This is a genomic window from Nocardia sp. CY15 (assembly GCF_009829295.1).
Taxonomy (GTDB): Bacteria; Actinomycetota; Actinomycetes; order Mycobacteriales; family Mycobacteriaceae; genus Nocardia; species Nocardia sputi.
This window is the reverse complement of sequence record NZ_VUOT01000041.1, coordinates 1-25,803: the sequence shown is the minus strand read 5'-3', so window position 1 is coordinate 25,803 and position 25,803 is coordinate 1. Positions and strand designations below refer to the sequence as shown.

Genomic DNA, 25,803 nt, shown 5'->3' with positions numbered 1-25,803 from the left:
TTACTCGGGCAGAGCCGTGTCTCGTGGAGCCCGCGTAGGGTTCACTGCCAATTGTGTTCGATGAATTTTCAGGCGGTTGAGCATGCCGATCGGCGTCGAGCCGGATGCCGACGACACGGGCGTGCTTCCGCTGGGTCCGAGGAATTCGGCGCATACGAATTTGTGGGACTCATAGGTGTCCTGCAATGCCCGGTGAAACGCATTCCGCCACGCGAGCATCTGATGCGGCGGATCGGCCAGCACCGGACTTGCCGTCGTCAGGCTGCGTGCCAGATACCGGTGATCAGCCCAATGTAGTCCGGTCATTTTCGGCGGAGCTGCCGGTGGCAGCAGCGTAGGACGGATGCGCTGTTCGTAGTCGCCGGACGGAAAATCTCCGGTGAACCGAAGAGCCATGGCTGAGCCACGCATGAGCAAACATGCGGTGGCCAAAGCATCACGCGCGCGGCGAATCTCGCCCGACGCCACATGGCTCACCATGACGTGCAGCGCGATTGAAATCCATTGCAGCAGCACGATGAACACATGGTGTCCGCGAATCCACCTGCCCAATGAGTCGCGGTGACCGTGGGGGGCGATGACCCGGCAGGTCAGCGCCGCGGCCACCGGCGGCGGGGTGCCGTCCACCGCGAATCGGCACAGAGCCGAGAACGCCAGGCGCAATGTCCCCCACTGGCGTGGGGTCAGGGACACGCCGCCATTGATCGCCTCCTCCAGGAGGATGCGGTAGGCCGTGAGAACGCTGTGCACGAGCGCTGTCGTCCCGCTCACGCGCTGGATCTCGAACGCGTGGTCCAGTGCCCCGGCCAACGTGCGCGCTGCCGGGTGCAGTGGTGCGGTCTCCTCCGGCAGGGTAACGGACCGGACCTGCTCCAGCGCCTCATAGTCCGACCACGCCGGAGTGATCACGGCCAGTGCGGCGAAGGCCTCCCCGACGGCCGGACAGAACCGCAGATCAGCACGGGTAGTGGGCAAAGCATGAGGAGGCAAGATGCGGAACATCGGGTTCCCGTCCGGTCGTTACTCCCCCACTGGGAGAAAGAGCTGGTAGGTCTCCCACACTGGGAGAGTGAGTTGATAGCCTCGTGACACAGCCCAGTCGCGATGCGTCACCACCCGGTCAGCGAACCGCCTCGAGCGCGGGAAAACGAGTGCGCGCGAACTCGCCGGTTGGGCGCGACCGGCGCTGACCGATCGACCTGTTCGGCAATGTCCGTCCACCGGTTTTCCGAACGACGATCGCGCGGATTCTTCTCCACGCTGAAGACCGAGCTGGTGTACCGGAACTTTTGGCGCACAAGGGAAGACGCGGAGAACGCGTTGTTCTCCTACATCGACGGCTGGTACAACACCCAGCGCATCCAGAAGAAGCTGGATTGGCGGTCACCGGACGATGTACAGCGAGTGAACGCGACCGACCCCACTTCAGCCACACCTGGACCCGTCTACCACACAACCTCAGAGATGACGCACGACGATGATGGGGCACTGTGCTGTATTCACGAGTGCGGAAGTGGTGGAGCGGGGCAGCATGCCCGTCGCGCCTTTGCGACCACGGCTGCCCACCACCAGCAGCTGCGCGTCCCGCGCTTCATCGGCCGGGCAGCGAACAGGACTGTCGCGCAGCAACACTCGTCGCACCGGCACCTCCGGGTATCGCTCGCCGAACCCGGCCAGGCTCTGTGCGAGCAGCGCGGTCTCCAGCTCGCGCACGGCGTCCCAGGTCGGAATGAGATTGGTCCCGCGTGTATCGCTCCACGCGTGCAGCGCGATCAACTCGACCTCGCGCCGGGAGGCCTCTTCGAACGCCAGGCGGATCGCCGGTATGCAATTGGGCGTTCCGTCCACTCCGACGAGGACCGGCTTGCCCGCGGACGCCGCATCCGTGGCCGGAGCCGAGCGAATGATCGCGACCGGGCAACGTGCGCGCCTGGTAACCGCTGTGCTCACCGATCCGAGCAATCCACGGCCGAACGCCCGGAGACGACGGCTGCCGACGACCACCATTCCCGACGATCGGGAACGATCGATCAAATACGGAAGGATCGGAGCGGCGATCAGTGCGGTTTCCACAGGTAGCGTCTCGTCGGGCGCAGCCTTCCGAGCCACCTCGAGAGCCTCGCCGAGCACTCGCTCGACGTCCAGGCTCCGCGCTGCGCCGGTGTCGGCCGAGAGTGCTCTCGCGCCGAAGCCGGTCCGAACCGAGGTGACGATGCACAGTCTGCGCCGATACAACGCCGCATCCGCCGCCGCCCACGCCGCGGCGTAATAGGAGACGGTCGAGCCGTCGACGGCGACGATGGTCGGCCGATCGACCTGCCCCTGTGGTGGCGTCGTGTTGTCTGTCATGATATTCACCTGGAAGCCGCGGCTGCCCTACCTATCCTCGCCAATTGGTCTGCACATCCGGCTGTCGCTTCGCATCCCTGCGACCGCCCCGGATCAATCGCCTTCCGCGCCGCCGCGGAGAAACTGGCTCGGGGGAGGGACCACCGATGGGCCATCGGTGCCGGTTACTCAGCGCCCGCGGGCTTCGCGGCCGACCGGCTCGTCCGATAGTGCCTCGAGGAAAAGTGTGCCTCTGTGACTTCTTCTTGCACACGCAGTTCGTCGCGGGTCGCTATATGTGCGTCCGGCCCGGGGAATGTCAGTGCCCGATGCCCGGTATCGGTCCAATGCACCAGGTAAGGCGGCATTCCGTCCTTTCCGTGCACTTCCTCGATGAAACCGTGCCGAACCGCGCCGCCGACACTGCGACCTTCGACTATCAGCCAGTCCCCCACGTTCGCATGCATACCGCCCAACCTCCTCGGTTCCCGTCCGCACTCATCGTCGCAACGGGGCGAGTACCGCCGGTAGGGTCATTGGTCGCAGGCACAGGTCCTTCTCGGTGCAGCGTACGGCTATCGGTTATCCGCAGAGCGAGGCTGACACCCCAGTTTCTCGCGGGGCATCTGCACCATCAGGTGGAGGCTTCCCGTAGCGGGGCCGACAGCACCCGCCACTCAGGGCCATCGGACCCTAGGCGAATCGCGGCGGCCGGGAGAATGCTGAAAGCCATGGTCCCGAAGAGCGATTCACCGGCAGCGTCACTACACACCGCGCGCGAACGGTTCAACACCGTCGCCGAAAAGATCGGCACCTGGGTGCTGCCGACACCTCTGCGCACAATGTTGCGCGGCGGAACCGGCAGCGACAGGGTCGCGGCTGACGCAATTACCGAACGACTGGACGAAATGGAACACCGGGTGCTGCTGCTAGGTGACGCCGTGGCGGTTCTCGCCCGCGGGCTCGAACAATTGCCGAGCGATGACATTGATGACCAACGCCGGGCCGACGCGGCTCAGCAAGCCCACCGCATTCTCATCGCCGAGCATCTCACCACCGCGTCCGCACCGCAGTAGGCGTGTCGATAGCCGTGGATGTACCGGCAGCGGCATGGAAGCAGGCCACGTAATCGTCGTGGTCGCCCGGCTCGGCTGGCCGCACTATCCGGTGCCGTGCGCCGCTCATCGATCAGCAAGGGGTACCTGCGAGAAGCAGGAAGGAGTGCAACAGATGCCCGCTATCAGCAATCCCCCTATCGTCGTCGGCGTCGACGGCTCCTCCGACGCGCTCGCGGCCTTGCGCTGGGCCGCCGCCGACGCCGCTCACCATCAAGTGCCGCTACGCCTCGTCTACGCGATCGGAGTCCTGGGTGGCTTCGGATCGGGTATCGAACTCGGACAGTTCGATTTCGATGATTACTTGCAGGGTGTACGTCACACCTTGGAAACCGCCCGCGCGGCCGCCGTCTCCGTATCCGCGTCGATCGCCCAACTCGATATCAGCGCCGAACTGGTGGACGAGCCCCCGATCCCGGTCCTACGTGATCGTTCAAAGGCCGCGCGACTGCTCGTCGTCGGCACGCAGGGGCTCGGCGCCATCAACCGCAGGCTACTGGGATCGGTCAGCACCGCACTGGCTCGGCACGCCGCATGTCCGGTCGCCGTCATCCCGGAAACCTCCACTCCATCCGACGGCCCGGTGGCGGTCGGCGTGGACGGCTCTCCGAGCAGCGTGCACGCCGTCGAGGTCGCCTTCGACGAGTCCGCGTTCCGCGGCGTCGAACTCATCGCGGTGCACACGTGGTCGGACTTCCTGCGCTTCAGTTCACGCGCCGATATGCAGGAGGAAGGCGAGGAACTCCTCTCCCGAAGCCTGGCCGGATACGGCGAGAAGTATCCGGAGGTTCGGGTGCGGCGCATCGTTGTCGAGGACCGCCCCGCCGAGCAGCTACTCCAGATAGGCGAAAAAGCCCAGCTCATCGTCGTCGGCGGCCATGGACGCGGCGGCTTTCCCGGCATGACGCTCGGGTCGGTCGGTCAGGCCGTCCTGCACGCGGCCGAGGTGCTGGTGATCATCGCCAGGTCGGCGAGCTGACTGCTCATGCCGCAGGGAGCCGGTTGGGCTGGTTTTGCTCGCCCACGGCAGCAGCAGCGTCAGGAATACGTCTGCGTAAAGGAATGGAAAGAGGCCCAAAGACCCGGAGACGGTAACCAATTTCCCTACGACCTCGACGCTCATCGCGCGACAGTGGATATCGAGACCCATGAAAGGAAACATCATGGACTGGCCTACTGCCGCCGTTGTCATCACCGCGATCATCGCGGCAATGGTCGTCGCGGCCACCTTTCTGTCGGCTAGAAAGCCGTAAAGATCCGATGCTGTGGCATCTACCGAAACGGCGATCACCTCTGCGTCAAGTCTCGATATCTGTAATCGTCCGGACGTTTCGGGTGCAGAAAGGGCGAACACACCGCCCCCGCAGATATTGATCTGCTATGACGGCTTCGCCGGCGCTGCACGAGCTATAAAGGCCGCGGCACGCTGTTCGTACGCAGCCCGGCTATCGTCCTCTATGTCTCCCCGGGATTGCTACCCCATCATGTGCACACGGTGTCCGACGAAACACTCCGGCAGGAACTCATCGAGGAAGTACGCTCGGCAGCTCGACACGACGCCATCGCCGTCGCCGAAGAAGGGGCAAGGCTGGCCAAGGAGGCTGGTCTCGAAGCCACAGTGCGAACCGTTGAGCGCGCCGCCTCGCCAGCGGTCGCGATCCTCGAAGTGCCAGCAACGGAGCCTGTCGCGGCGGTGGTGATCGGACGGACGCATCGAAAAGGTCCTGTCCGAGCCGGACACACAAACCAGCGGATAAAGGCTTCGATCGCCGTCCGGCACCGATCTGTTGCCGTTCCTCCCACGATTGAGGGCCGATCGACTCTCGTCCGCGTGTGGCTGCCGTTGGACCCTGAACTGGCCGACGGGAACAACCCGTACGAGCGCACGAGAGGAGACGCAATGAAGGTCGAAGACGTTCTCGGCTCAGCGAAGGATGCCATGACGGTCCAACGGGTGTACGCCGAGCCCGTCGAGCGGGACGGCACCACCCTGATCGCTGTCGCCACCGTATCCGGCGGTGCGGGCGGCGGCACGGGCGCCGACAAGGCCGGACAGGAAGGGTCCGGCGTCGGATTCGGCCTGGGCGCCAAGCCCGTCGGCGTCTATGTCCTGCGCAACGGCCGACTGAGCTGGCGACCGGCTATCGACGTCAATCGACTCATCACCGTGGTCGGCGCCGTCACCGTTACGGCGCTGCTTGTCGGTGCACGAATCGCTCGGCTCGGCCGGTAATCATGCCACGAGCATCGCACGCCTGCCGTGTGATCAGCTGCTGGCCGAAAGGCTATCGCCCGCGTCGTCATGACTATCGGCCCTGCTGGGACCCGGACTGCTGAGCTGAACATACGAACAGACCCCCGACGGGAGGCACGAATATGCGATGGCCCGTTCTTCCGCTGGCCGCGGTGGCGGCGTTGGCGTTGCGGCACCGGATGTTGCGCTGGGGCGCCACCCCTGCCGAGGTGGCAGCCGAGTACCCCGGTGACACACTGGTTCCGGCCCCGACTGGCTGCTCGACCATGGCCACAACCCTCGAGGCGCCCCGGGAAACCGTCTGGTGCTGGCTGGTTCAGATGGGCGCCGACCGTGCTGGTTGGTACAGCTGGGACCGGTTGGACAATCGCGGGCGGCCCAGCGCGACACGGATTGTGCCGAAATGGCAGGACTTGCGCGTGGGCGACCGTGTGAATGCGACAGTCGACGGACGCATGTATTTCACGGTGGCGATCATCGATCGACGGGATGCGCCCCGCCCTTTGATGGCGGTCACCGACTTCCTCGTCGGTCAGCCCGCTCACCTGATCATGCAGGCGCGGCAGTTCGCCAACCTGCGCCGCCGCCTCGGCGCCGCGGAGAACACACAGACGAGCGCGGGTGTCGTCTCCGATCACACGTGAGCCGGCGACAGCCATCCGGCTGCCCCATGCAGGGACAAACGAGTCACGCTCCGCACTCGCGCGTCGGGGCGAACTGCCAAGGACGCAAGGCATGTTCATGTCATGGTGGCAGATTCCCCCGGCACCTGGCATCCATTCCGACCGAGAGTTGCTGCACGGAGTTACCCGCGTCTCGAACAGCGGGGCTATATGGTCGAGGCAGCGGGCCGCCACACAACCCACGTGTTCCAGCGCCGGTGTGCCCTCAGCGCCGGAGACGTTTATCTACCGCGACCACGACGCTCGCGGCCGCGGCGATGGCGAGGATGCGCAGCCAGGTGGCGGTGTCGAGGGGCGCGGTGTCGAACACGGTGTTCATGGCGGGCAGGTAGGTGAAAGCGAGCTGGCCGATCGCTTGTGCGGTGAGTCCGGCGATGACCCACGGATTGGAGAACAGGCCGATTCTCCATGCCGATCGCGTCAGGGAACGGCAGCTGAACAGGTAGAAGGCTTCGACCACGACGAACAGGTTCACCGCCGCGGTGCGGGCTTCGGCCAAGTCGGCGCCGCGGGCGAGTTCCCACTCGAACATCGACCACGAGCTGGCGACCAGCAGGGTGTAGACCAGCAGGATCCGCACGATCAGGGCGCGGGTGAGCAGCGGCTGTGCCGGATCGCGGGGCGGGCGGGTCATGATCCCGTCTTCTTCGGGTTCGAAGGCGAGCATCAAGCCCAGCAATACGGCAGTGGTCATGTTGATCCACAGGATCTGGGTCGGCAGTATCGGCAGCGTGGCACCGGCGACGATTGTCGGCCGCGTTCGGAAACTAGGTTGAGTCGATCGTTGGGGCGGATGGTGCCGATGCCAGCGGAAAGACGCGGCACACTATCTGGGTGTTGCGACTGCGAATGCTGGCTCCGAGCGAGATGACCGATGACGTGATCCGAATTCTCGAACAGGACGATGCCGTCAGCGGCCTGGCGGTGATGCGCGGCGCTGCACTGCGGCCCAAGGGTGACATGCTGGTGGCCGAGGTGGCGCGCGAGGCGGCCAACGACTTGATCCAACGGTTGCGCGCGATCGGGCTACACCAGGCGGGCACAATCGAGATCGAACCGGTCCGTACCTGGCTGTCTCGCAGCGGATTCGATTGCGAGGTTCGCACCCCCGGTAGCAGCGCAGACGCAGTGGTATGGGCTGATGTGGCCCAGCGCTCGTATGAGGAAACGGAGCTGAACTGGACCTACCTCAGCTTCATGACCTTCGCCACCGTGATCGCCGCCATCGCGATCGTGTTGGACAGTCAGATCCTGGTGATCGGGGCGATGGTCCTCGGGCCGGAGTTCGGAGCCATCGCCGCACTCGGAGTCGCGCTGGTACGTCGCCGATTCGCCTTGTTCGGGCTCGCTGTCCGCACACTGCTGCTCGGCTTCGCCACCGCAATCGCGATCACCTTCACCCTCGCGTTGCTCGGGCGCGGGCTGGGCTGGATCACCGTGGAAGACGTCACCGGCCCACGCCCCGGGACAGCGTTCATCTACACACCCGACAAGTGGTCGTTTATTGTCGCCGTCGTCGCTGCCGCCGCCGGAGTGCTGGCGCTGACCTCCGCCAAGGCGGGAGGACTGGCCGGGGTTTTCATCTCTGTCACCACCGTGCCGGCTGCGGGCAATATCGCACTCGGCGCCGCTTTCGGTGTCGGTTCGGCGGTCTGGGGCAGCGCCCTGCAACTCGTGGTGAACCTGTCCGGAATGGCACTGGCAGGGTGGGCGACGGTGGCAGTCCAGCAGGCGGTGTGGTCGCGGGTGTCGCTGCGGCGTGCCAAAGCGATGAGCACGCCGCGCCGGATGCTGTAGACAGAAAGTGGTCGGTCCCGTAGCGATTGCTCGCGAAAATCCGAATCATCGGAGAAGTCGGTCTTCGGACTGTTGCGACGGCATCTCTGTCTGCGGTTCGCCACATCTGAAGAATTCATGTGGTGACAGACTTGGTCGCCGAGAACTCCTCAGGCTACGGCGGACCGCAGAGTTCGCCGTAGCCGCTGGCCCACGGGACGGGTCATTGCTGGGTGGTGACCCGGTGGATATACAGCAGTTCGTCGCCGACGGCCACGGCGGGTGGTTGGCGGGTGGCCGTGCGCAGGCGCTGTCCCTCGCGGACGATGCCGAGCACGATGTCGGGCAACTCCCTCGGGGTCAGGCCGATTTCGTGCGGTTCGGCGGGTCGCTGAGCGACAGCAAAGCCGTCCTCCGGGCTGAGCAGATCCTCTATCAACTCGACCACCCGCGGAGCGCCGGTAGCCACACCCATCAACCGGCCCGTGGTCTGCGATGACACCACCACCACCTCGGCACCGCAGCGACGCACCAGCTCAGAGTTCTCGCTCTGGCGTACCGCCACCGCGATCCGCACCGCCGGTGCGAGGTGGCGGGCGGTAAGGGTGGACAGCACCGCGGTGTCGTCGCGTCCCACAGCGACTACCACTGCCGCACTCCGGCCCACCACCGCCAGCTGCAGCGTTTCCGACGCGGTGCCCGACCCCCGCACCGTGACCACGCCGCGCCCGGCCGCAGCCTCGACTGCCTCCGGCGCGGTGTCGATGACGACGATCGATGATCGCCGAGCGCCCTCCTCGAGCATCGCTTCCACGGCCGCACGGCCTTTGGTGCCGTAACCGACCACCACTGTGTGTCCACGCACACGGCGCCGCCAGGACCGGATTCGCAAGCTTTGGCGCGAGTCCTCGGTCAGCACAGCCAATGTCGTGCCGACCAGCACGATCAGAAAGAACACTCGCAACGGGGTCACGACGAAGATGTTGACCAATCGTGCGGTCGGTGTCGCCGGAGCGATGTCGCCGTACCCGGTCGTCGACAGTGACACCGTCGCGTAATAGACACAGTCCAGCAGCGACAGCTGTCCATCATGGGAATCGGTGTATCCCTCGCGCCCTGAGTACACCACCAGCACGGTGGCCGTCAGCGCCGCCACGGCGTACCCAATCCGGCGGGCGATAGCCGCCAACGGGCTGCTGACCTGATGCGGTACCCGCACCACACCGACCAGACCGAACCCGGGACGCGACGCCAACACGCCTATACCCGAGGAACGCCGCCCCTGCGGCACCGGCCTCACCGCAGCCTGACCAAGGTCCGTACCGGCCTGCAGTAGATGTCTTGACGTGACCATCCCCGACACTGGGCCGCTGCCGCACTTCCGATCACCGAACCTCCCGGCCGCACACGCACCAACAACGCGCCGACCAGACTTCCCGGCACACCGCCGTACACCTTATCGCCGCCAACCCCCGCGCTGGACGCGATTGCCCATGCAGTGGCGCGCCGGATCTCACCGCTGTCCCTGCAGCGCATGAGCTGACACGTCCTCTCATGCGCGGTACGGATAGCGGTGGTCCAACTCGATGTTCAGCTGAAGCACGTTCACGCGATGCTCGCCGAGGAACCGCAGAGTCCGCCTGCTGGTGTGTTCGTCTACCAGCATGCGCACCTGCTGTTCGGAAACGCCGCGCGCCTTGGCGACGCGAGTAACCTGGATGGCCGCGTACTCCGGAGAGATGTGCGGGTCCAACCCGCTGCCGCTGGCGGTGACGGCGTCGGCGGGTACCGCTGGGTCGATGGGAGCATCGCCATGGATCGGCACGATGCGGCCGGCCGAGTAACTCCGGCCCGGTTCTGCGCAGTCGACCCGCACGCCCCGATAGGTGTGCAGGAACGGCGTCGCCGGGCATGCCTGGTTCACGCTGACGACTTGCACCGGCTGCGATACATCTCCGTCGGAGTCGCGCGGGCCGATGATCGAGAGCACTGCGCCCACACCGTCTTTCGTGCAGAACGGACGGCTGCCGTCGACCCCCTCACGGTCGCCGACCTCCTTGCTTCGGGCACACACCGTGGTGAGCAGGCTCGCGCGTGCCGGGGCGTCGACGACGTCCTCCGGTCCGAGATTGCTCGCGGCGGTCGACATCGGATCGTACCCGTCGCCGGCAGCCGACGGACGGCTCTGGAAGTACTGCACCAGAGCGGCGCCGTCGGCATCGGTGAACGACTGCCCGATCAGGACGGAGCCCACGGTCGTTCCGTTCACCTCGACCAGCGAACCGTCCGCTTTCTCGCGCAGTCCGGGCAGCTGCGCGACCGCGAAGACCGCCAGGGGGTACACGATTCCGGTGACCACCGTGAGCGCCAGCAGCGCGCGAAGCGCGGCGAGATGTTGCCGGATCCAGGTCGAATAGCGCATATCAGGACATCCCGGGGAGGAATCGGACCACGAGGTCGATGAGTTTGACGCCGAGGAACGGCGCGATGATGCCGCCGAGCCCGTAGACGGTCAGGTTGCGGCTGAGCAACTTCGACGCGTTCGACGGCCGGCAACGTACGCCGCGCAGCGCCAACGGGATCAATGCCACGATGACGACGGCGTTGAAGATCACCGCGGACAGGATCGCCGACTGCGGACTGGCCAGCCGCATGATGTTGAGCAGGTCGAGACCGGGAAACAACGGCACGAACAACGCGGGAATGATCGCGAAGTACTTGGCGATGTCGTTGGCGATGGAGAACGTCGTTAGCGCGCCGCGGGTGATGAGCAACTGTTTGCCGATCTCCACGATCTCGATCAGTTTGGTCGGATCGGAGTCCAGATCGACCATGTTGCCCGCCTCTTTGGCTGCCGAGGTACCGGTGTTCATCGCGACGCCCACGTCGGCCTGCGCGAGGGCGGGCGCGTCGTTGGTTCCGTCGCCGGTCATCGCGACCAGCCGCCCGCCCTGCTGTTCCTTCTTGATCAGCGCCAGCTTGTCCTCCGGCGTGGCCTCGGCGAGGAAGTCGTCGACGCCTGCTTCGTCGGCGATCGCTCTGGCGGTCAACGGGTTGTCGCCGGTGATCATCACCGTGCGGATGCCCATCCGGCGCATCTCGTCGAAACGCTCCCGCATGCCCTGCTTCACCACGTCCTTGAGGTGGACCACGCCGAGCACCGCAGCCGCTCCATCGGTGACCTGACCGACCACCAACGGCGTGCCGCCTGCCGCAGAGATGCCGTCGACGGTCGCGCCGAGCTGGTCGGGCACCACGCCGCCTCGGGAACGCACCCATTCGGTCACTGCGCTCGCCGCGCCTTTGCGCAACTGTCGGCCGTCCAGGTCGACGCCCGACATCCGGGTCTGGGCGGTGAACTCGACCCAGTGCGCGTGGGTCAGCTCGCCCGGCGTCCGCTCACGCAGACCGTGGGCCTGTTTGGCGTAGACGACGATGGAGCGGCCCTCCGGCGTCTCGTCGGCGAGGCTGGAAAGCTGGGCGGCGTCGGCCAATTGGTCCTTGCTCACGCCGGGCACCGGGACGAAGTCCGCCGCCTGGCGGTTGCCGAGGGTGATGGTGCCGGTCTTGTCCAGCAGCAGCGTGTTCACATCGCCGGCTGCCTCGACCGCGCGGCCGGACATGGCCAGCACGTTGCGCTGCACCAGACGGTCCATACCCGCGATGCCGATGGCCGACAGCAGTGCGCCGATGGTGGTGGGGATCAGGCAGACCAGCAACGAAACCAGCACGATGCCGGTGACGCCGTGCACGTCCAGCGCGGCGGTGTCCGGCACCCCTGGGTTGTTCGCCTTGCTGAAGATCGCCATCGGCTGCAACGTGACGACCGAGAAGACGAAGATGATCGTCAGCGCCGCCAGCAGGATGTTCAGCGCGATCTCGTTCGGCGTCTTCTGCCTGCTCGCGCCTTCCACCAGCGCGATCATCTTGTCGATGAAACTGCGGCCCGGTTCCTGGGTGATCCGCACGACGATCCGGTCCGACAGCACGGTGGTGCCCCCGGTCACCGCCGAACGGTCACCGCCGGATTCCCTGATCACCGGCGCGGATTCGCCGGTGATCGCGGACTCGTCTACCGAGGCGATGCCCTCTACCACGTCACCGTCGCCGGGGATCACCTCCCCGGCCTCGACCACGACGTGATCGCCGCGGCGCAACTCGGGCGCGGCGACGGATTCTTCGACCATCCGCGCGCCCGGCGACCAATCGACCAGCCGCCGCGCGATGGTGTCGGTCTTGGCTTTGCGCAACGTGTCTGCCTGGGCTTTTCCCCGGCCTTCGGCGATGGCCTCGGCCAGGTTGGCGAAGATCACGGTGAGCCAGAGCCATACGACGATCGCCCAGGCGAAGAAGGTCGGGTCGACCAGCGCGAGAATGGTCGACCACATCGCGCCCAGCTCGACGATCAGCATCACCGGGTTGCGCCAAAGGGTGCGGGGATCGAGCTTGCGGACCGCGTCCGGCAACGAGGTCAGCAGCAGCTTCGGGTCGAGCACTCCACTCGGGACGCTCGTGCCCCGCCGCGGACGCGCGCGCACGGTCTGCGCGGCGACGTTCTCATCGATGACGGGACCGGACATGTCAGTGGATTCCTTCGGCGAGCGGCCCGAGTGCGAGCACGGGCAGGAAGGTGAGCGCGACCAGGATGACCGTCACGCCGACGACCATGCCGACGAACTGTGGCCGGTGCGTCGGCAGCGTGCCGATCGACGCGGGAGTGGTGCCTTGCCGCGCCAGTGAACCGGCAAGGGCGAGCACGAAGATGATCGGCAGGAAGCGACCGACAAGCATCGCCAGGCCCAGGGCGGTGTTGTACCACTCGGTGTTGCCGGTCAGGCCCGCGAACGCCGAGCCGTTGTTGTTGGCCGCCGAGGTGAAGGCGTAGAGCACCTCCGACAGACCGTGCGGCCCGGAGTTCAGCATGCTCACGCGCTGGCCCGGCATCGCCATCGCCGCGGCCGTGCCCGCCAGCACGATCAGCGGGCTGATCAGGAAATACGATGCCGCGAGCTTGATTTCGCGCGGCGTGATCTTCTTGCCGAGGTATTCCGGCGTGCGCCCGACCATGAGGCCTGCGACGAACACGGTGATCACCGCCAGGATCAGCATGCCGTACAGGCCCGACCCCACACCGCCCGGCGCGACCTCGCCCAGCTGCATGTCGAACAACAGCATCAGACCGCCGAGGCTGGTGTAGGAGTCGTGGGACGAATCGACCGCACCGGTGGAGGTCAGCGTGGTCGCCGCGGCGAAGGTTGCCGAATTCGATACGCCGAAACGCTGTTCCACGCCTTCGGTCGAGGCGCCGATCGCGGTCGGCACGGTGCCGTGGTGCTGGAGCTGGAACACATTGGTCAACGTCACGCTGACCAGCGCGATCGTCCCCATCACCGCGACGATCGCGCAGCCCTGCCGGCGGCTGCCCACCATCCGGCCGAAGGTGCGCGGCAACGAGAAGCTGATCACCAGCAGCAAGAAGATCTCCACCCAGTTGGTCCACGCGGTCGGGTTCTCGAACGGGTGGGTGGAGTTGGCGTTGTAGAAGCCACCGCCGTTGGTGCCGAGTTCCTTGATCACCTCTTGGCTGGCGACCGGGCCGCCGGTGATGGTCTGCTGGGTGCCGTTGAGGGTTTGCGCCACTTGGTCGTACAGGTGGAAATTCTGTATCACACCGCCCGCTACCAGCACGAGCGCGAAGACGAACGCGATCGGCAGCAGGATACGCAGCGTGCCGCGCACCAGGTCCACCCAGAAGTTGCCGAGGTCGCCGGTCTGCCTGCGGGCGAACCCGCGCACCAGCGCCACTGCCACCGCCATGCCGACGGCCGCCGAGACGAAGTTCTGCACCGCCAGCCCAGCCATCTGCACCAGATGGCCCAGGGTGGACTCACCGGAGTAGTTCTGCCAGTTGGTGTTGGTCACGAAGCTGACCGCGGTGTTCCAGGCCAGCGCGGGCGTCATCTCGGTGCCCGGATCGTTCAGGTGCAGCGGCAATCTGTCTTGCAGGAGTTGGAAGAAGAACAGGAAGAGAATGCCGACCGCGGAGAAGGCCAGGACGCTGCGTGCGTATACCGGCCACGGCTGCTCGATGTCGGGTTGCGCCCCTATCACGCGGTAGACGAGGCGTTCGGCGCGAGAGTGCCGACGTCCCTCGTACACCCGGTACATGTAGTCGCCCAGCGGCACGTGCACCAGCGCGAGCGCCAGGATCAGTGAGGCCACGAAGACGACCCCGGCGGTTGTCGTGCTCACTCAGAACCTTTCGGGGAACAGCAGCGCCGCGACCAGGTAGAGCGCCACGCCGACGGCGAGAACCAGACCGATCAGGTTCGCGGTCACAAATTCTCCACCCCGCGCTGGACCAGCCCCAGCAGCGCGAACGCCACCACGGTGAGCACGGTGAACACGACGACCGACATGACTCGACAACCTCCATCCGCGCGCCATGCTTCGGCGCGACAGAGCGAGTGAAGCGCCCGTTCGGCTCTGCTGGTCACTCCCTGACGGTTTCTTGACGCCCCGGTTCATGGCATTTGCGGTTCGTTGACAGTCGGAGCGACGCCCGCAAGCAACGCGTCAAGGAATGGAGGTAGACCGTCAACAGCCCGTAAAAATCGGGGTCCGCATGTGCGACGAAGGTAGAAGTGGAGGACCCGGCCCGGGGACTACGCCGGTGCGACCGGGAATCACCCGGCGGGTGGGAGGAGAAAATCGTCATGTCGGCAGTAGCCGTAGTCGTCTTGTTCATCTGCTGCGCGCTGATCATCCGCGCGCTCGGAACTCGAGAACAGGCACGCGCCCGCCAGATCGTGGCGATCGATGCTTACGGTGCGCGGCGGTGACGTGCGAGTGGCGCGGTCCGGACACCCGGCACAGCGCGCCGCAGCGACCTCGGTCGGTACGGCCGAGGAAGCTAAGCGCGCGATGATGAACAGGTGAAACGCGGTCAGCTGCGTATCTACCTCGGCGCCGCGCCGGGAGTCGGTAAGACCTACGCCATGCTCGGCGAGGCGCACCGACGGCTGGAGCGCGGCCGCGACGTGGTGGCGGCGGTGGTCGAAACACACGGCAGGCGCAAGACCGAGCAATTGCTCGCAGGCATCGAGCACATTCCACCGAAACCGATCGAGTATCGCGGCAGCACCTTCCCGGAACTCGACGTCGACGCGGTGCTGCGGCGCGCTCCGGCGGTGGTGCTGGTCGACGAGCTGGCGCACACCAACGCGCCCGGCAGCAAGCACCAGAAACGCTGGCAGGACGTGGCGGAATTGCTCGACGCGGGCATCGACGTGATCTCCACGGTCAACGTGCAGCATCTCGAGAGCCTCAACGATGTCGTCGAGCAGATCACCGGTATCCAGCAGCGCGAAACCGTGCCGGACGCGGTGGTACGCGGCGCGGATCAGGTGGAGCTGGTCGACATCACCCCGGAAGCGTTGCGGCGCAGGCTGTCCCACGGCAACGTGTACGCCGCCGAGCGCATCGACGCGGCGCTGCGCAACTACTTCCGCGCGGGAAACCTCACCGCGCTGCGCGAACTGGCGCTGCTGTGGCTGGCCGACCAGGTCGACGCCGCGCTGGCGAAATACCGGGCCGACCACCGGATCACCGAGCTGTGGGAGGCACGCGAACGCGTCGTGGTGGCGGTGACCGGCGGCCCGGAATCGGAGACAATCGTGCGCCGGGCCAGCCGGATCGCCACCAAATCCAGCGCCGACCTGATCGTCGTGCACGTGGTGTGCGGCGACGGCTTGGCTGGGGTTTCCACCGAGCGGCTGGCCCGGCTGCGTGAGCTGGCGGCCAGTCTGGGCGCCTCGCTGCATACCGTCACCGGGGAGGACGTGCCCACCGCGTTGCTCGAGTTCGCCCGCGAGGCGAACGCCACCCAGCTCGTGCTCGGCACGTCGCGTCGCTCGCGCTGGGTGCGAATGTTCGACGAGGGCATCGGCTCCACCGTGGTACAGCGATCCGGCAAGATCGACGTGCACATGGTGACGCACGAACAAGCCCACCGCGGGTTGCGGTACTCGGCGCTGCGCCCGCGCCGCCCCGTGGCCGCGTGGCTCGCGGCGGTTCTCGTGCCGGCGCTGGTCTGCGCGCTCAGCGCCGCCTACCTCGATGAAGTGCTGGATCTCGGCGGCATCAGCGCGGTGTTCGTCGTGGGTGTGGTCGCGGTGGCGCTGCTGGGCGGCGTCGTGCCCGCATCGCTCTCGGCGCTGCTGTCGGGCCTGCTGTTGAACTGGTTCTTCGCGCCGCCCCACTACAGCCTGACCATCGCCGAGCCGAACAGTTTCATCACCGTCGTGGTACTGCTGATCGTAGCCGTCGCGGTGGCGGCGCTGGTCGATCTGGCCGCGAAGCGAACCGGTCAAGCACGCAAGGCCTCCCGGCAAGCTGAGCTGCTGACCATGTTCTCCGGCGCGATACTGTACGGCGCGGATCTGCCTCGGCTGCTCGAGCAGATCCGGGAGGTCTTCGCGCAGCGCGCGGTCGCCCTGATGGCAGGTGACCAGGTGTTGGCCCAGGTGGGCGCCGATCCGCCGCGGCAGCCCTCCGAGGCGGACACCGTTGTCGAAGCGGGCGATGCCCGCCACTGGCTGCTGCTCGCGGGCCGTCCACTGGCCGCGGCCGATCGCCCGGTGCTCAACGCGGTGACCAACCAGGCCGTCGCCTTGGTGCGGCAGGCGCGTCTGGCCGAGGAGGCGGGCGCCGCCGCTGCCGTGCTGGAGGCCGATCGCCTGCGGCGGGCGTTGCTCTCCGCGGTCAGCCACGACCTACGTACCCCGCTGGCCGGAGCCAAGGCGGCGGTGTCCAGCCTGCGCAGCGACGACGTCGCGTTCTCTCCGGAGGACACCGCCGAACTGCTGGAGACGATCGAGGAATCGGTGGATCAGCTCACCGCGCTGGTCGGCAATCTGCTCGACTCCTCCCGGCTGGCGGTCGGCGTGATCACGCCGCAGCCGCGGCGGGTCTACTTGGACGAGGCGGTGCACCGCGCACTGGTGAGCGTCGGGATGGGCGCGCGCGGGTTGCGGCGCGCGGCGATGGACCGGGTCCGGGTCGAGGTCGGCGACGTCTCGGTGCGCGCCGACAGCGGCCTGCTGGAACGGGTGCTGGCCAACTTGCTGGACAACGCGCTGCGCCACGCGCCGCGCGCGGGCACGATCCGGGTCACTGCGGAACGCACCGGCGACCGGGTCTCGATCGCTGTCGTCGACACCGGCCCCGGCGTGCCGCACGGCACCGAGGAGCAGCTGTTCGAACCGTTCCAGCGGCTCGGCGACCGGGACAACACCGCCGGAGTCGGGCTCGGACTGTCGGTGGTGCGCGGATTCATCGAAGCCATGGGCGGCACGGTGCACGCCGAGCCGACGCCGGGTGGAGGATTGACCATGCTGGTCGATTTGCCCGGCGGCGCCGAGCCGCCGAACGCGAACGGCACCGGCGGCGAGATCGCGCACGAGACGTCGAGCGCGGGTGAATGAGGTGCCGGTGACGACACAGGAGGCGGCGGTTGTGACGAAGACGCCCGAGGCGGTGGCGACCAAGGTGCTCGTCGTCGATGACGAACCACAGATCGTGCGCGCGTTGCGGATCAATCTCTCGGTCCGAGGCTACGAGGTGATCACCGCCGCGTCCGGTGGCGCGGGCCTGCGCGCGGCTGCCGACCGGCATCCGGACGTCGTGATCCTCGACCTGGGATTGCCCGACATGGACGGCATCGAGGTGCTCGCCGGGTTGCGCGGATGGACCTCGGCTCCGGTGATCGTGTTGTCGGCGCGTACGGATTCCACCGACAAGGTCGAAGCGCTGGATGCGGGCGCCGACGACTACGTCACCAAACCCTTCGGCATGGATGAGCTGCTGGCTCGGCTGCGCGCCGCGGTCCGCCGCGGCACCACCGATCCCGACGCCTCGGCTCCTGTGGTGACCACCGAATCGTTCACCGTCGACCTGGCCGCCAAGAAGGTTACCAAGCGCGGCGAGGCCGTGCACCTGACTCCCACCGAGTGGGGCATGCTCGAGATGCTGGTGCGCAACCGGGGAAAGCTGGTCGGGCGGCGGGAGCTGCTGCGAGAGGTGTGGGGCCCATCCTACGCCACCGAGACCCACTACCTGCGCGTCTACCTGGCGCAACTGCGCCGCAAACTGGAGGACGACCCCTCTCACCCCCAGCATCTGCTGACCGAAGCGGGCATGGGCTACCGATTTCAGGAGTAATCCCGGCCAACCCGGATCGACTGCTGGACCTGAACCTGCCGAAATACGACGGTCCTCGAACAGATCAAAACCGACACGACACTGTCATCGATCCCGGTCGTAGTTCTCACTACCTCCGGCCTGGAAGAACGCATCCTGTCCAGCTATCGGTTCGCGCCAACGTCTACGTCACCAAACCAGTCGACCTCGACCGGTTCATGGACACGATCCAGCAGATCGACGGCTTCTACATCCGAATCGCCGCCCTTCCCACCCACACCGACTCGAACTGCCCCGGCTGCCCACCGTTCTCATGCCACGACCGGCCGAGCGGGCCTCGGCATCTCGTCAAGGAACCGAGGGTGAGCGTCAGGATTTCGTCAAGATTACTGCGCGGACAGTGCGTCGGCAGGCACAGTGGCGGACGACGATCCGGAATCGGACAGGACGATGTCGATAGTCGCGCCAACACTGGTGACCGGGTTCGCACGCGTGCAGGCTCATGCTGCGGAGGGCGAGTCTTGGTGGCTGCGGCGAAACCCTGCATCGCACCGATTCGGCAACCAGCCAGCCGAATCCGGCACCGGTCCTGACCGCCGAATCCGTCGGTCCGAGACCGGACGGCGAGAACCGAGGAACCGATGGCACGCAGAGCCGACCATGCCGACGGACACGACTCGCCCGCGTCACGGACAGAGACCCGAGAGTTGCGTGCATTCCTGACCAGGTACCGCTACCTCGCACCGGCGCTGACCGTGGCGGTCGCGCTACTAGGGTTGCTCGCCGGCATCGGCGAGGGTGGCGTGTGGGCGATCGTGAGCGCAATCGGCCTCGGCGCAGTGACCGCGGCTGTCGCCTGCCTGGCCTGGGACTTGTGGCTGTACCCCTGAGGGTTTGACGAATCCTTATTGCGCAGGGCTTTCGTCCTTGACGGAATCCATACAGCCCAGCTCATAGGCTGGAAAATCGTGCACCCGACGCCTTGGCAGAACAGAAAAGCGCGACTCGAACAGCCCCACCAGACTGATCGGATATCACGACGGCGACGGGGTGGCGCACGTCTACGGCCTACTCTTGGAGGAAAGTGGCTGGGGGCCGCACTCCGCGGGAACTGTGTCTACCTGTGTGCCGCGGTCGGCTGCGTCATCACCTTTGTCCTTCTGTTTCAGCCGTGGCTGACCACAGGCACCGGCGGGACGGACGGCGTGATCCACGCGAACGCCTTCGGACGGATCCACGTGACCACCTTCTGGGTCGATCTCTGGGCGCAAACGTCGGTACCCAATCCGAAAGCCAGTGGAACGTGGGGCATCCTCACCAGCGTCGCGATCATCATCGCGGTGTGCAGCGTGGCGGTCAACACGGTGACCCGCACCGCGGCGCTCACCCACCTGGTGATCGTTGCCATGGCGCTCGTCGCAATCTTCACCACCGCCACCGCGCTCTACCTGAACAGCAAGGGCGATGAACTGACGCGAGTGGTTTCCTATGCGACAGCCCGGGATCCGGGCACCCAGGTCGGATTGCTGATCCGGTGGGCCAGGGGCCACGACAACTATCCGGCACCTGGGTTCCGCCAAGTTTCCTACGCCACTCACAGCCTCACATGGTCTGCGATACTCGCCGTCGGAATCTCGCTGCTTTCCGCTATGGCTGTTATCCGACAAGGGATTCGAGGACGCAAGAATCACCGCTCAGGTCGAGGGTCGACAGCCTCGGATCAACAGGCGAAAACGTCATTTCGGTACCGCCCGCCGACGCGGCGCCCAGCTCCACCATCCAAATAGGGTTGTCCTGCCAGTCCCGGAACACCCTTGCTTGCCCGTCGGGTGCTCGAGTACCCAGTCCCGGCAGCTCACACCGGGACGGAGGCCGAATGGGCGCGGGCGATGTTGACGAGTACGGAAGTCACGACAGGTCCGATGCCAGGCGCCGGCCGGTAGAGTCCGACCGGACCGGATCGGTTACGTCATCGGAGTGACAACCGGCGCTGTCACGACTCCGTGACCGCCTCGGCGTCGGCGGCGACGTTCCGGACTCCCCGCGGACGCCCCGACCCAACCCACAGGCGGTACAACACCAGCGCGATGAGCAGCGAAGCGCCAATGGAGATGATCGGGCCGCCCCGGGTGAGGTGACCGCCAGGGTGAACCCGACCGCCAGCGCTCCGACGAGGTTGACAACGAACAAGCCGGTGCGGCGCTCACGTAGCGAGAAGCGGGACATCGCGATCAGACCGGACAGGTAGCTGACGAACACCGATGCGGCGTAGAACAGGACCAGTTCCTGGTCGCGTCCGCCGGCTGCGGTGATGACCGCTTCGGAGGCCAGCAAGAACACCACCACACCCCAGTACGGAGTGTGGTGGACGTTGATGCGGCCCAGCCGACTGGGCAGGATGCCGGTGCTCGCAACGCTCGCATGACGTTGACTCGCAAGGGCTTTGAGCAACCCGGGGCCGGCCTGGAACGAGGAGCTGGCCGCCGAGAGCAGCAGCAGCGCGGTCATGGCCTGAAAGGCGCCGAACACCGGGGCCGGCGCGACCGCGCGGGCGAGTTCGGCGATCTGGGTGGTGTCCTCGTGGGGGACGCCGATGCCCAGCCAAACCGATTGGGCGGTCAGTCCCAGCGTGATGGTCCCGACCACGCCCAGCGTCAGCCACAGCGTCACCTGACCGAAGCGACGCCGGCCCGGGTCGTCGAGCTGCCCGAGCTGGGCGATCGCCGAAGAAGGGGCCTCGATGCCGGTGGCCAGCGCCATCGCCACCGGAAACGTCAGCGCCACAGCCAGCACCGGCGAATGCCCGGGGTCGGCGCTGGTGACGCCGGACGGGTGCGGCTGGGCGAACAGCCCGAAGCCCAGGACCGCGACGGCCAGCACGATAAACGCCACCGTCATGACCGCGAACACCGTACGGCCCACATGCCCGAACCAGGTTCCGCTGGCGACGGCGACCACCAACAGCAGCGCGATCGGCACCCGCCACGGAGCCAGTGCGGGCACGAACGCGATGATCGCCGACGCCCCGGCCGCGGAGCTGATGGCGATAGTGAGTACGAAATCCACGATCAACGCGCCGATAGGCACGAACGCCATGTCCTCGCCGAACGCCTCCCCGGTGGCCGCCGCCGCGCCACCACCCTGGGGATAGCGGGCCACCAATTGGTGGTAGTTGACGATAACCAGCACCACGATCGCGACGACCAGTCCCATCGTCGGCAGCAGGAGCGCGAGGTCGCCGTTCAGGGCGCGCAGCGCGGCCTCGATCGCGTAGGCAACCGAAGACACCGGGTCGGCCATCGCAGCGAAGGCGAATGCGAACAGCAGCACAGGGCGGCTGTGCATCAACTGCGACAATCCGGTGTGCGTTTTAGCGGCTGACCTCATCGACGGGCCTTTCGGGAACTAGGCAAGGCTCAGCGATCGCCGACCAGACTTCCCGGCACACCGGCGACAGACTTTACCAACCCCGCAGGCCAGGCGCACCGACAATCCCAGCGGGCGAGATCCGCTCAGGACGCGTGGCATGTCGCCCTGCCCCGGCTGGTCAGCCAACGAAATCGGTGCGATACCCGCATAGGGGGCCGGACGAGGATCGGCGCAGAGCCCCGTTAGTCCGCCATGCGAGACCGTACCGGTCTTCCGCGTGGTCGAGGGATCGTGCTGCGGCGCAGCTGCCCTCGCAGCAGCGCATTGTCGAACCAGGCGCGCGGAGAGGAACTCGAATCGAGGCAACTCGCCATCAGCGATGAAGGCACACGCATCAAAGGCAACGGCTCACAAAAGATCTCCCGAATCCGAATCGACTCCAATGCCGAGGGCCGTACCCCGCGAATCCGATTGCGGTTACGCTGCCCCGAACTGGGGGTCGGAGGATCGAATCCTCATACTCCAAACGACAAAAGGCCAGGCCACGCTGGCGTAGGGAGGGGGTTCCCGACCCCATGTCATCAATTAGCGATGACCGTGTCATCACCATAAGGGGACAAAGGGACATCAGACAGATGAAAACGCGTTCTAGTGTTCTGCGCCTGAAATCCGTTGGATATATCGCGCAAGAGAGTCGAGGATCTCCTCGGCGGTCTTGCGCCAGACGAACGGGCGTGGGTTGGTGTTCCACTGGTCGACCCAGTTGCGGACGTCTTTCTCCAGCGCGGCGACGCTTTTGTGGACGCTGCGGCGTAGGAGTTGCTGGGTCAGGAGGGCGAACCAGCGTTCGACCTGGTTGAGCCAGGACGAACCTGTCGGGGTGAAGTGCACGTGGAACCGCGGGTGGGCGGCGAGCCATTGCTGGACCAGTGGCGTCTTGTGGGTCGCGTAGTTGTCGCACACCACGTGCACATCCAGTTCGGCGGGAACGGCCTTGTCGATGCTGGTCAGGAACTTGCGGAACTCGGTCGCTCGGTGCCGGCGGTGTAGTTCGCCGTTTACGGTGCCGTCGGCGATGTTGAACGCGGCGAACAGACTGGTGGTGCCATGGCGTGCGTAGTCGTGGGTGCGGCGTTCGGGCATGCCCGGCATCATCGGCAGCACAGGCTGGGACCGGTCCAGGGCCTGGATCTGGCTCTTCTCATCGACACAGAGAACAACAGCTCGTTCGGGCGGATTATGGTACAAGCCAAACGACATCCACGACCTTCTCCACGAATAACGGATCGGTGGAAAGCTTGAAACCATCGGTCAGATGCGGTTTCAGCTCGAACCGCCGCCAGATCCGCCCGACCGTCGATTTCGACAACCCGGCCCCGCTCGGCCATCGCCGACCGCGACCAGTGCGTGGCATCGGAGGGAAGCTGTTCGAGAGTCAACTCGACCACCTGCTGCACCTGGCCCAGCAGGATCGACGGCGGCCGACCCGGCCGCGGTTCATCGGCCAGACCAGCCAGCCCGTACTCGATGAAACGACCCCGCCACTTTCGCACCGTCATCGCCGACACGCCCACCTCGGCCGCAACGTGGGTGTTGAACGCTCCCGGCTCGGCGCAGGCCAGCACGATCCGGCACCGCAACGCATACGCCTGCGTCGAGGTCGCCGCCCGCGCACCCCGCACCAACTCCCGACGCTGCGCCTCGGGCACCACCAAATCCGGACCCGATCTCGGGCGCCCAGTCCTCGCCACCGGCGAATCCTATAATTAAGCAACGGATTTCAGGCGCGGAACACTAGCTGGAGTTATAGCAAATTGGAATGGTGGGCCTAGGAGGACTTGAACCTCGTTGGGACACTCGGCGTTTCACCAGGTCAGCGAGCTGATCCTTGCGCAACACTGCCGCTCGACTGCCGTTTCACGACGCGTCACTACATTTCACGACAGACCATACCAGCTCTGGTGATGACACGGTCATCACCAGGTGAACGCAACGATTCGATGCTCCGGTGATGACGGCATCATCACCGGAGCGGGCCCAGCGGAGTGCAGATCTTCACAGGGGCCGGTGCCGCCCGCAGTCACCAGCCCGACCTGGCGACCGAACATAGACCAACTGACCGGACTAGACGACGACACGCCGCTGCTGTTGGCTGGACCGCTGTGCTGAGACTGCGAGGGCTTGCTGCGGATTCAGATAGTGGGTGGGGGGACTCGGGTGTAGACCGCGGCTGGGCTGGCGCCACCGGGTGTGGTGACGGTGAGGTTGGTCGGTCCGGCGGCTCCCGCAGGCGCGGTGGCGACGATTTGGGTGTTGGAGATGACGGTGAACGCCGCGGGTGTGGCGCCGAACAGCACGGTGGTGGTTTGGGCGAGGTTGGTGCCGGTGACGGTGATGGTGTTGCCGCCGGTGGTGGGTCCTTGGTTCGGGCTCAGATTCGTGACGGTGGGTGCGGTCAGGTAGGTGTAGGAGACTGCGTTGCTGATGCCGCCGGGGGTGACGACGGTGACAGCGACCGTGCCGGCGGCTGATGGTGGGGCGGTGGCGGTGATCTGGGTGTCGGACACCACCGTGAACGCGCTGGCAGCGGTCGAACCGAACCGTACTGCGGTGGTCCCGAGCAGATCCGCGCCGGTCAGGGTGATGGTGTTTCCGCCGGCGAGCGGACCCGCGCTCGGGGAGACGGCGGTGAGGGCGGGGATGTTGCGGTAGAAGTAGGCGCTGGGCAGGGTGGCAGTGCCGCCGGGGGTGGTGACGGTGACGTTGACTGCCCCGGCGAATCCCGGCGGGGCTATTGCGGTGATCTGCGTGCTGGAGTTCACGGTGAACGAGGCTGCCGGGGTGGCGCCGAAGGTGACCGCGGCGGCGTTGGTGAGGTTGGTGCCGGTGAGGGTGACGGTGTTTCCGCCGGTGGTGGGTCCTTGGGTGGGGCTCACGGCGTTGAGTGACGGCGTCGCGGCGTAGGTGTAGGGGACGCCGTTGCTGGTGCCACCTGGGGTGATGACGGTGACCTGCACGGTACCGGCCCCGGGTGGGGCGACGGCGGTGATCTGCGTAGCCGACACCCCAGTGAACGATGCGGCCGTCGCACCGAACCGCACCGAGGTGGCGCTCGACAGACCCGTGCCGGTAAGCGTGACCGTCGTCCCTCCGGCGGCGGGACCCGAACCGGGAGTGACGGAGGTGAGAGTGGGGGCGGAAACCGGGATGTAGGTGTAGGCGACGCCGTTGCTGGTGCCGGCGGGAGTGGTGACGGTGACCTGCACCGTCCCCGACCCCGGCGGAGCGACAGCGGTGACCTGCGTGGCCGAGTTGACGGTGAACGATGCCGCCGCGGTGGCGCCGAAGGTCACCGCCGTCGTGCCGGTGAGGTTGGTGCCGGTGAGCGTGACCGTCGTTCCTCCGGCGGCGGGACCCGAACTGGGAGTGACGGTGGTGAGAGCGGGGACGGTGATGTAGGTGTAGGCGACGCCGTTGCTGGTGCCGGCGGGAGTGGTGACGGTGACCTGCACCGTCCCCGACCCCGGCGGAGCGACAGCGGTGACCTGCGTGGCCGAGTTGACGGTGAACGACACCGCCGCAGTGGCGCCGAAGGTCACCGCCGTGGCGCCGGTGAGGTTGGTGCCGGTGAGGGTGACTGTGGTGCCGCCGGTGGTGGGTCCTTGGTTGGGACTCACGCCGCTCACCGAAGGGACCCCGGCGTAGGTGTAGGGGACGCTGTTGCTGGTGCCGCCCGGGCTGGTGATCACGGTGACGGGTACCGTGCCGGCTCCCGGTGGGGCGATGGCCGTGATCCGTGTGGTGGAGTCGACCGTGAAAGTGGTTGCCACCGTGCCGAATCGCACGGTCGTCACGAAGTCGAACCCTGTACCGGTGATGGTGACGTTGTTCCCGCCCGCAGGCGGGCCCGCAGTTGGGGACAGGGAAGTGATGGTAGGTGCCATGGTTGTGCTCCCTAAGTTTGTGGGTGTCTGGGGTTGGTGCCCTGGATGCCCAGGGCGGTGGGGTGTAGCTGATGGTTGGTTGCTGTTGTTGTGGCTGCGAAGGAATGGCTGCCCCACCGTGCTGGACGCTCCGG

22 protein-coding genes and 4 pseudogenes are annotated in these 25,803 nt (G+C 66.4%); 12 read left to right on the top strand and 14 right to left on the bottom strand.

Translation table 11 applies throughout. From position 1 onward, the window contains the following. Window positions 1-1,002, bottom strand: coding sequence for a hypothetical protein (locus GVY39_RS29790; RefSeq protein WP_159930240.1), 1,002 nt, complete (start codon window positions 1,000-1,002; stop codon window positions 1-3). A gap of 102 nt (window positions 1,003-1,104) precedes the next feature. Between GVY39_RS29790 and GVY39_RS35425 the strand changes: the two are divergent. Next, window positions 1,105-1,377: pseudogene (locus tag GVY39_RS35425) on the top strand (IS3 family transposase); the annotation flags it as partial. Between the two features lie 81 nt (window positions 1,378-1,458). Here the strand turns inward: GVY39_RS35425 and GVY39_RS29780 are convergent. Together GVY39_RS29780 and GVY39_RS35420 are read right to left on the bottom strand one after the other, a co-directional pair. Further along, a complete protein-coding gene (locus GVY39_RS29780) occupies window positions 1,459-2,349 on the bottom strand; it encodes a universal stress protein (protein ID WP_159930239.1) in 891 nt (296 codons plus the stop codon). 164 nt (window positions 2,350-2,513) lie between these two features. Beyond that, complete coding sequence (locus GVY39_RS35420; protein WP_159930238.1) at window positions 2,514-2,795, bottom strand: DUF1918 domain-containing protein; 282 nt, start codon at window positions 2,793-2,795, stop codon at window positions 2,514-2,516. 264 nt (window positions 2,796-3,059) lie between these two features. Here GVY39_RS35420 and GVY39_RS29770 point away from each other — a divergent pair, with 264 nt between their 5' ends. Further along, window positions 3,060-3,404: a hypothetical protein gene (locus tag GVY39_RS29770; protein WP_159930237.1), complete on the top strand. Its 345-nt coding sequence runs from the start codon at window positions 3,060-3,062 to the stop codon at window positions 3,402-3,404. A gap of 154 nt (window positions 3,405-3,558) precedes the next feature. Beyond that, window positions 3,559-4,422, top strand: coding sequence for a universal stress protein (locus GVY39_RS29765; protein ID WP_159930236.1), 864 nt, complete (start codon window positions 3,559-3,561; stop codon window positions 4,420-4,422). A gap of 495 nt (window positions 4,423-4,917) precedes the next feature. Here GVY39_RS29765 and GVY39_RS29760 read toward each other — a convergent pair whose 3' ends face one another. Further along, a complete protein-coding gene (locus tag GVY39_RS29760; protein WP_159989378.1) occupies window positions 4,918-5,223 on the bottom strand; it encodes a hypothetical protein in 306 nt (101 codons plus the stop codon). Window positions 5,224-5,343: 120 nt separating this feature from the next. On the opposite strand from GVY39_RS29760, the gene GVY39_RS29755 reads away from it, so the two are divergent. Continuing rightward, window positions 5,344-5,676 (top strand): spore germination protein GerW family protein, encoded by a 333-nt coding sequence (locus GVY39_RS29755; protein WP_159930264.1) that lies wholly within the window; start codon window positions 5,344-5,346, stop codon window positions 5,674-5,676. A 143-nt stretch (window positions 5,677-5,819) separates the two neighbouring features. Then, window positions 5,820-6,341 carry a hypothetical protein gene (locus GVY39_RS29750; RefSeq protein WP_159930235.1) on the top strand — a complete coding sequence of 174 codons (522 nt, stop codon included), beginning with the start codon at window positions 5,820-5,822 and terminating at the stop codon, window positions 6,339-6,341. Window positions 6,342-6,585: 244 nt separating this feature from the next. Here the strand turns inward: GVY39_RS29750 and GVY39_RS29745 are convergent. Beyond that, window positions 6,586-7,128: pseudogene (locus tag GVY39_RS29745) on the bottom strand (cation transporting ATPase C-terminal domain-containing protein); the annotation flags it as partial. Between the two features lie 86 nt (window positions 7,129-7,214). On the opposite strand from GVY39_RS29745, the gene GVY39_RS29740 reads away from it, so the two are divergent. After that, window positions 7,215-8,177, top strand: coding sequence for a DUF389 domain-containing protein (locus GVY39_RS29740; RefSeq protein ID WP_159930234.1), 963 nt, complete (start codon window positions 7,215-7,217; stop codon window positions 8,175-8,177). 202 nt (window positions 8,178-8,379) lie between these two features. On the opposite strand, the gene GVY39_RS29735 is transcribed toward GVY39_RS29740, so the two are convergent. The 6 genes from GVY39_RS29735 to GVY39_RS34775 all read right to left on the bottom strand — a co-directional run bounded on the left by GVY39_RS29735 (window position 8,380) and on the right by GVY39_RS34775 (window position 14,653). Then, window positions 8,380-9,414: a TrkA family potassium uptake protein gene (locus GVY39_RS29735; RefSeq protein ID WP_236565745.1), complete on the bottom strand. Its 1,035-nt coding sequence runs from the start codon at window positions 9,412-9,414 to the stop codon at window positions 8,380-8,382. A gap of 294 nt (window positions 9,415-9,708) precedes the next feature. Then, window positions 9,709-10,578: a potassium-transporting ATPase subunit C gene (locus GVY39_RS29730; protein WP_159930233.1), complete on the bottom strand. Its 870-nt coding sequence runs from the start codon at window positions 10,576-10,578 to the stop codon at window positions 9,709-9,711. Between the two features lies 1 nt (window position 10,579). Further along, complete coding sequence (gene kdpB, locus GVY39_RS29725; RefSeq protein WP_159930232.1) at window positions 10,580-12,736, bottom strand: potassium-transporting ATPase subunit KdpB; 2,157 nt, start codon at window positions 12,734-12,736, stop codon at window positions 10,580-10,582. A gap of 1 nt (window position 12,737) precedes the next feature. Continuing rightward, window positions 12,738-14,408: a potassium-transporting ATPase subunit KdpA gene (gene kdpA / locus GVY39_RS29720; RefSeq protein ID WP_159930231.1), complete on the bottom strand. Its 1,671-nt coding sequence runs from the start codon at window positions 14,406-14,408 to the stop codon at window positions 12,738-12,740. Then, the gene (gene kdpF / locus GVY39_RS35085; RefSeq protein WP_223522075.1) at window positions 14,409-14,495 is read right to left on the bottom strand and encodes a K(+)-transporting ATPase subunit F; all 87 of its coding nucleotides are present in this window, start codon (window positions 14,493-14,495) and stop codon (window positions 14,409-14,411) included. Next, window positions 14,492-14,653: a hypothetical protein gene (locus GVY39_RS34775; protein ID WP_223522169.1), complete on the bottom strand. Its 162-nt coding sequence runs from the start codon at window positions 14,651-14,653 to the stop codon at window positions 14,492-14,494. Before GVY39_RS34775 ends, kdpF begins: the two co-directional genes overlap by 4 nt. 219 nt (window positions 14,654-14,872) lie before the next feature. Between GVY39_RS34775 and GVY39_RS35080 the strand changes: the two genes are divergently transcribed. The 6 genes and pseudogenes from GVY39_RS35080 to GVY39_RS29695 all read left to right on the top strand — a co-directional run bounded on the left by GVY39_RS35080 (window position 14,873) and on the right by GVY39_RS29695 (window position 20,143). Next, window positions 14,873-14,998, top strand: a complete 126-nt coding sequence (locus tag GVY39_RS35080) for a hypothetical protein (RefSeq protein ID WP_255466319.1) — start codon at window positions 14,873-14,875, stop codon at window positions 14,996-14,998. 93 nt (window positions 14,999-15,091) lie between these two features. Then, window positions 15,092-17,641, top strand: coding sequence for a sensor histidine kinase KdpD (locus tag GVY39_RS29710; protein ID WP_159930229.1), 2,550 nt, complete (start codon window positions 15,092-15,094; stop codon window positions 17,639-17,641). A 7-nt stretch (window positions 17,642-17,648) separates the two neighbouring features. Continuing rightward, window positions 17,649-18,377, top strand: a complete 729-nt coding sequence (locus GVY39_RS29705; RefSeq protein WP_304654142.1) for a response regulator — start codon at window positions 17,649-17,651, stop codon at window positions 18,375-18,377. Between the two features lie 20 nt (window positions 18,378-18,397). Then, window positions 18,398-18,628 (top strand): annotated as a pseudogene (locus GVY39_RS34770) (response regulator); the annotation flags it as partial. Between the two features lie 369 nt (window positions 18,629-18,997). After that, window positions 18,998-19,246 carry a hypothetical protein gene (locus tag GVY39_RS29700; protein WP_159930228.1) on the top strand — a complete coding sequence of 83 codons (249 nt, stop codon included), beginning with the start codon at window positions 18,998-19,000 and terminating at the stop codon, window positions 19,244-19,246. Window positions 19,247-19,594: 348 nt separating this feature from the next. Continuing rightward, window positions 19,595-20,143: a hypothetical protein gene (locus GVY39_RS29695; protein ID WP_159930227.1), complete on the top strand. Its 549-nt coding sequence runs from the start codon at window positions 19,595-19,597 to the stop codon at window positions 20,141-20,143. 121 nt (window positions 20,144-20,264) lie between these two features. Here GVY39_RS29695 and GVY39_RS29690 read toward each other — a convergent pair whose 3' ends face one another. The 3 genes and pseudogenes from GVY39_RS29690 to GVY39_RS29680 all read right to left on the bottom strand — a co-directional run bounded on the left by GVY39_RS29690 (window position 20,265) and on the right by GVY39_RS29680 (window position 25,669). Next, entirely contained in the window at window positions 20,265-21,743 is a 1,479-nt protein-coding gene (locus tag GVY39_RS29690; protein WP_236565744.1) for an amino acid permease, read from the bottom strand. A gap of 630 nt (window positions 21,744-22,373) precedes the next feature. Beyond that, window positions 22,374-23,476: pseudogene (locus GVY39_RS29685) on the bottom strand (IS630 family transposase). A 441-nt stretch (window positions 23,477-23,917) separates the two neighbouring features. Then, window positions 23,918-25,669: an IPT/TIG domain-containing protein gene (locus GVY39_RS29680; protein ID WP_201295394.1), complete on the bottom strand. Its 1,752-nt coding sequence runs from the start codon at window positions 25,667-25,669 to the stop codon at window positions 23,918-23,920. Window positions 25,670-25,803: the final 134 nt, after the last annotated feature.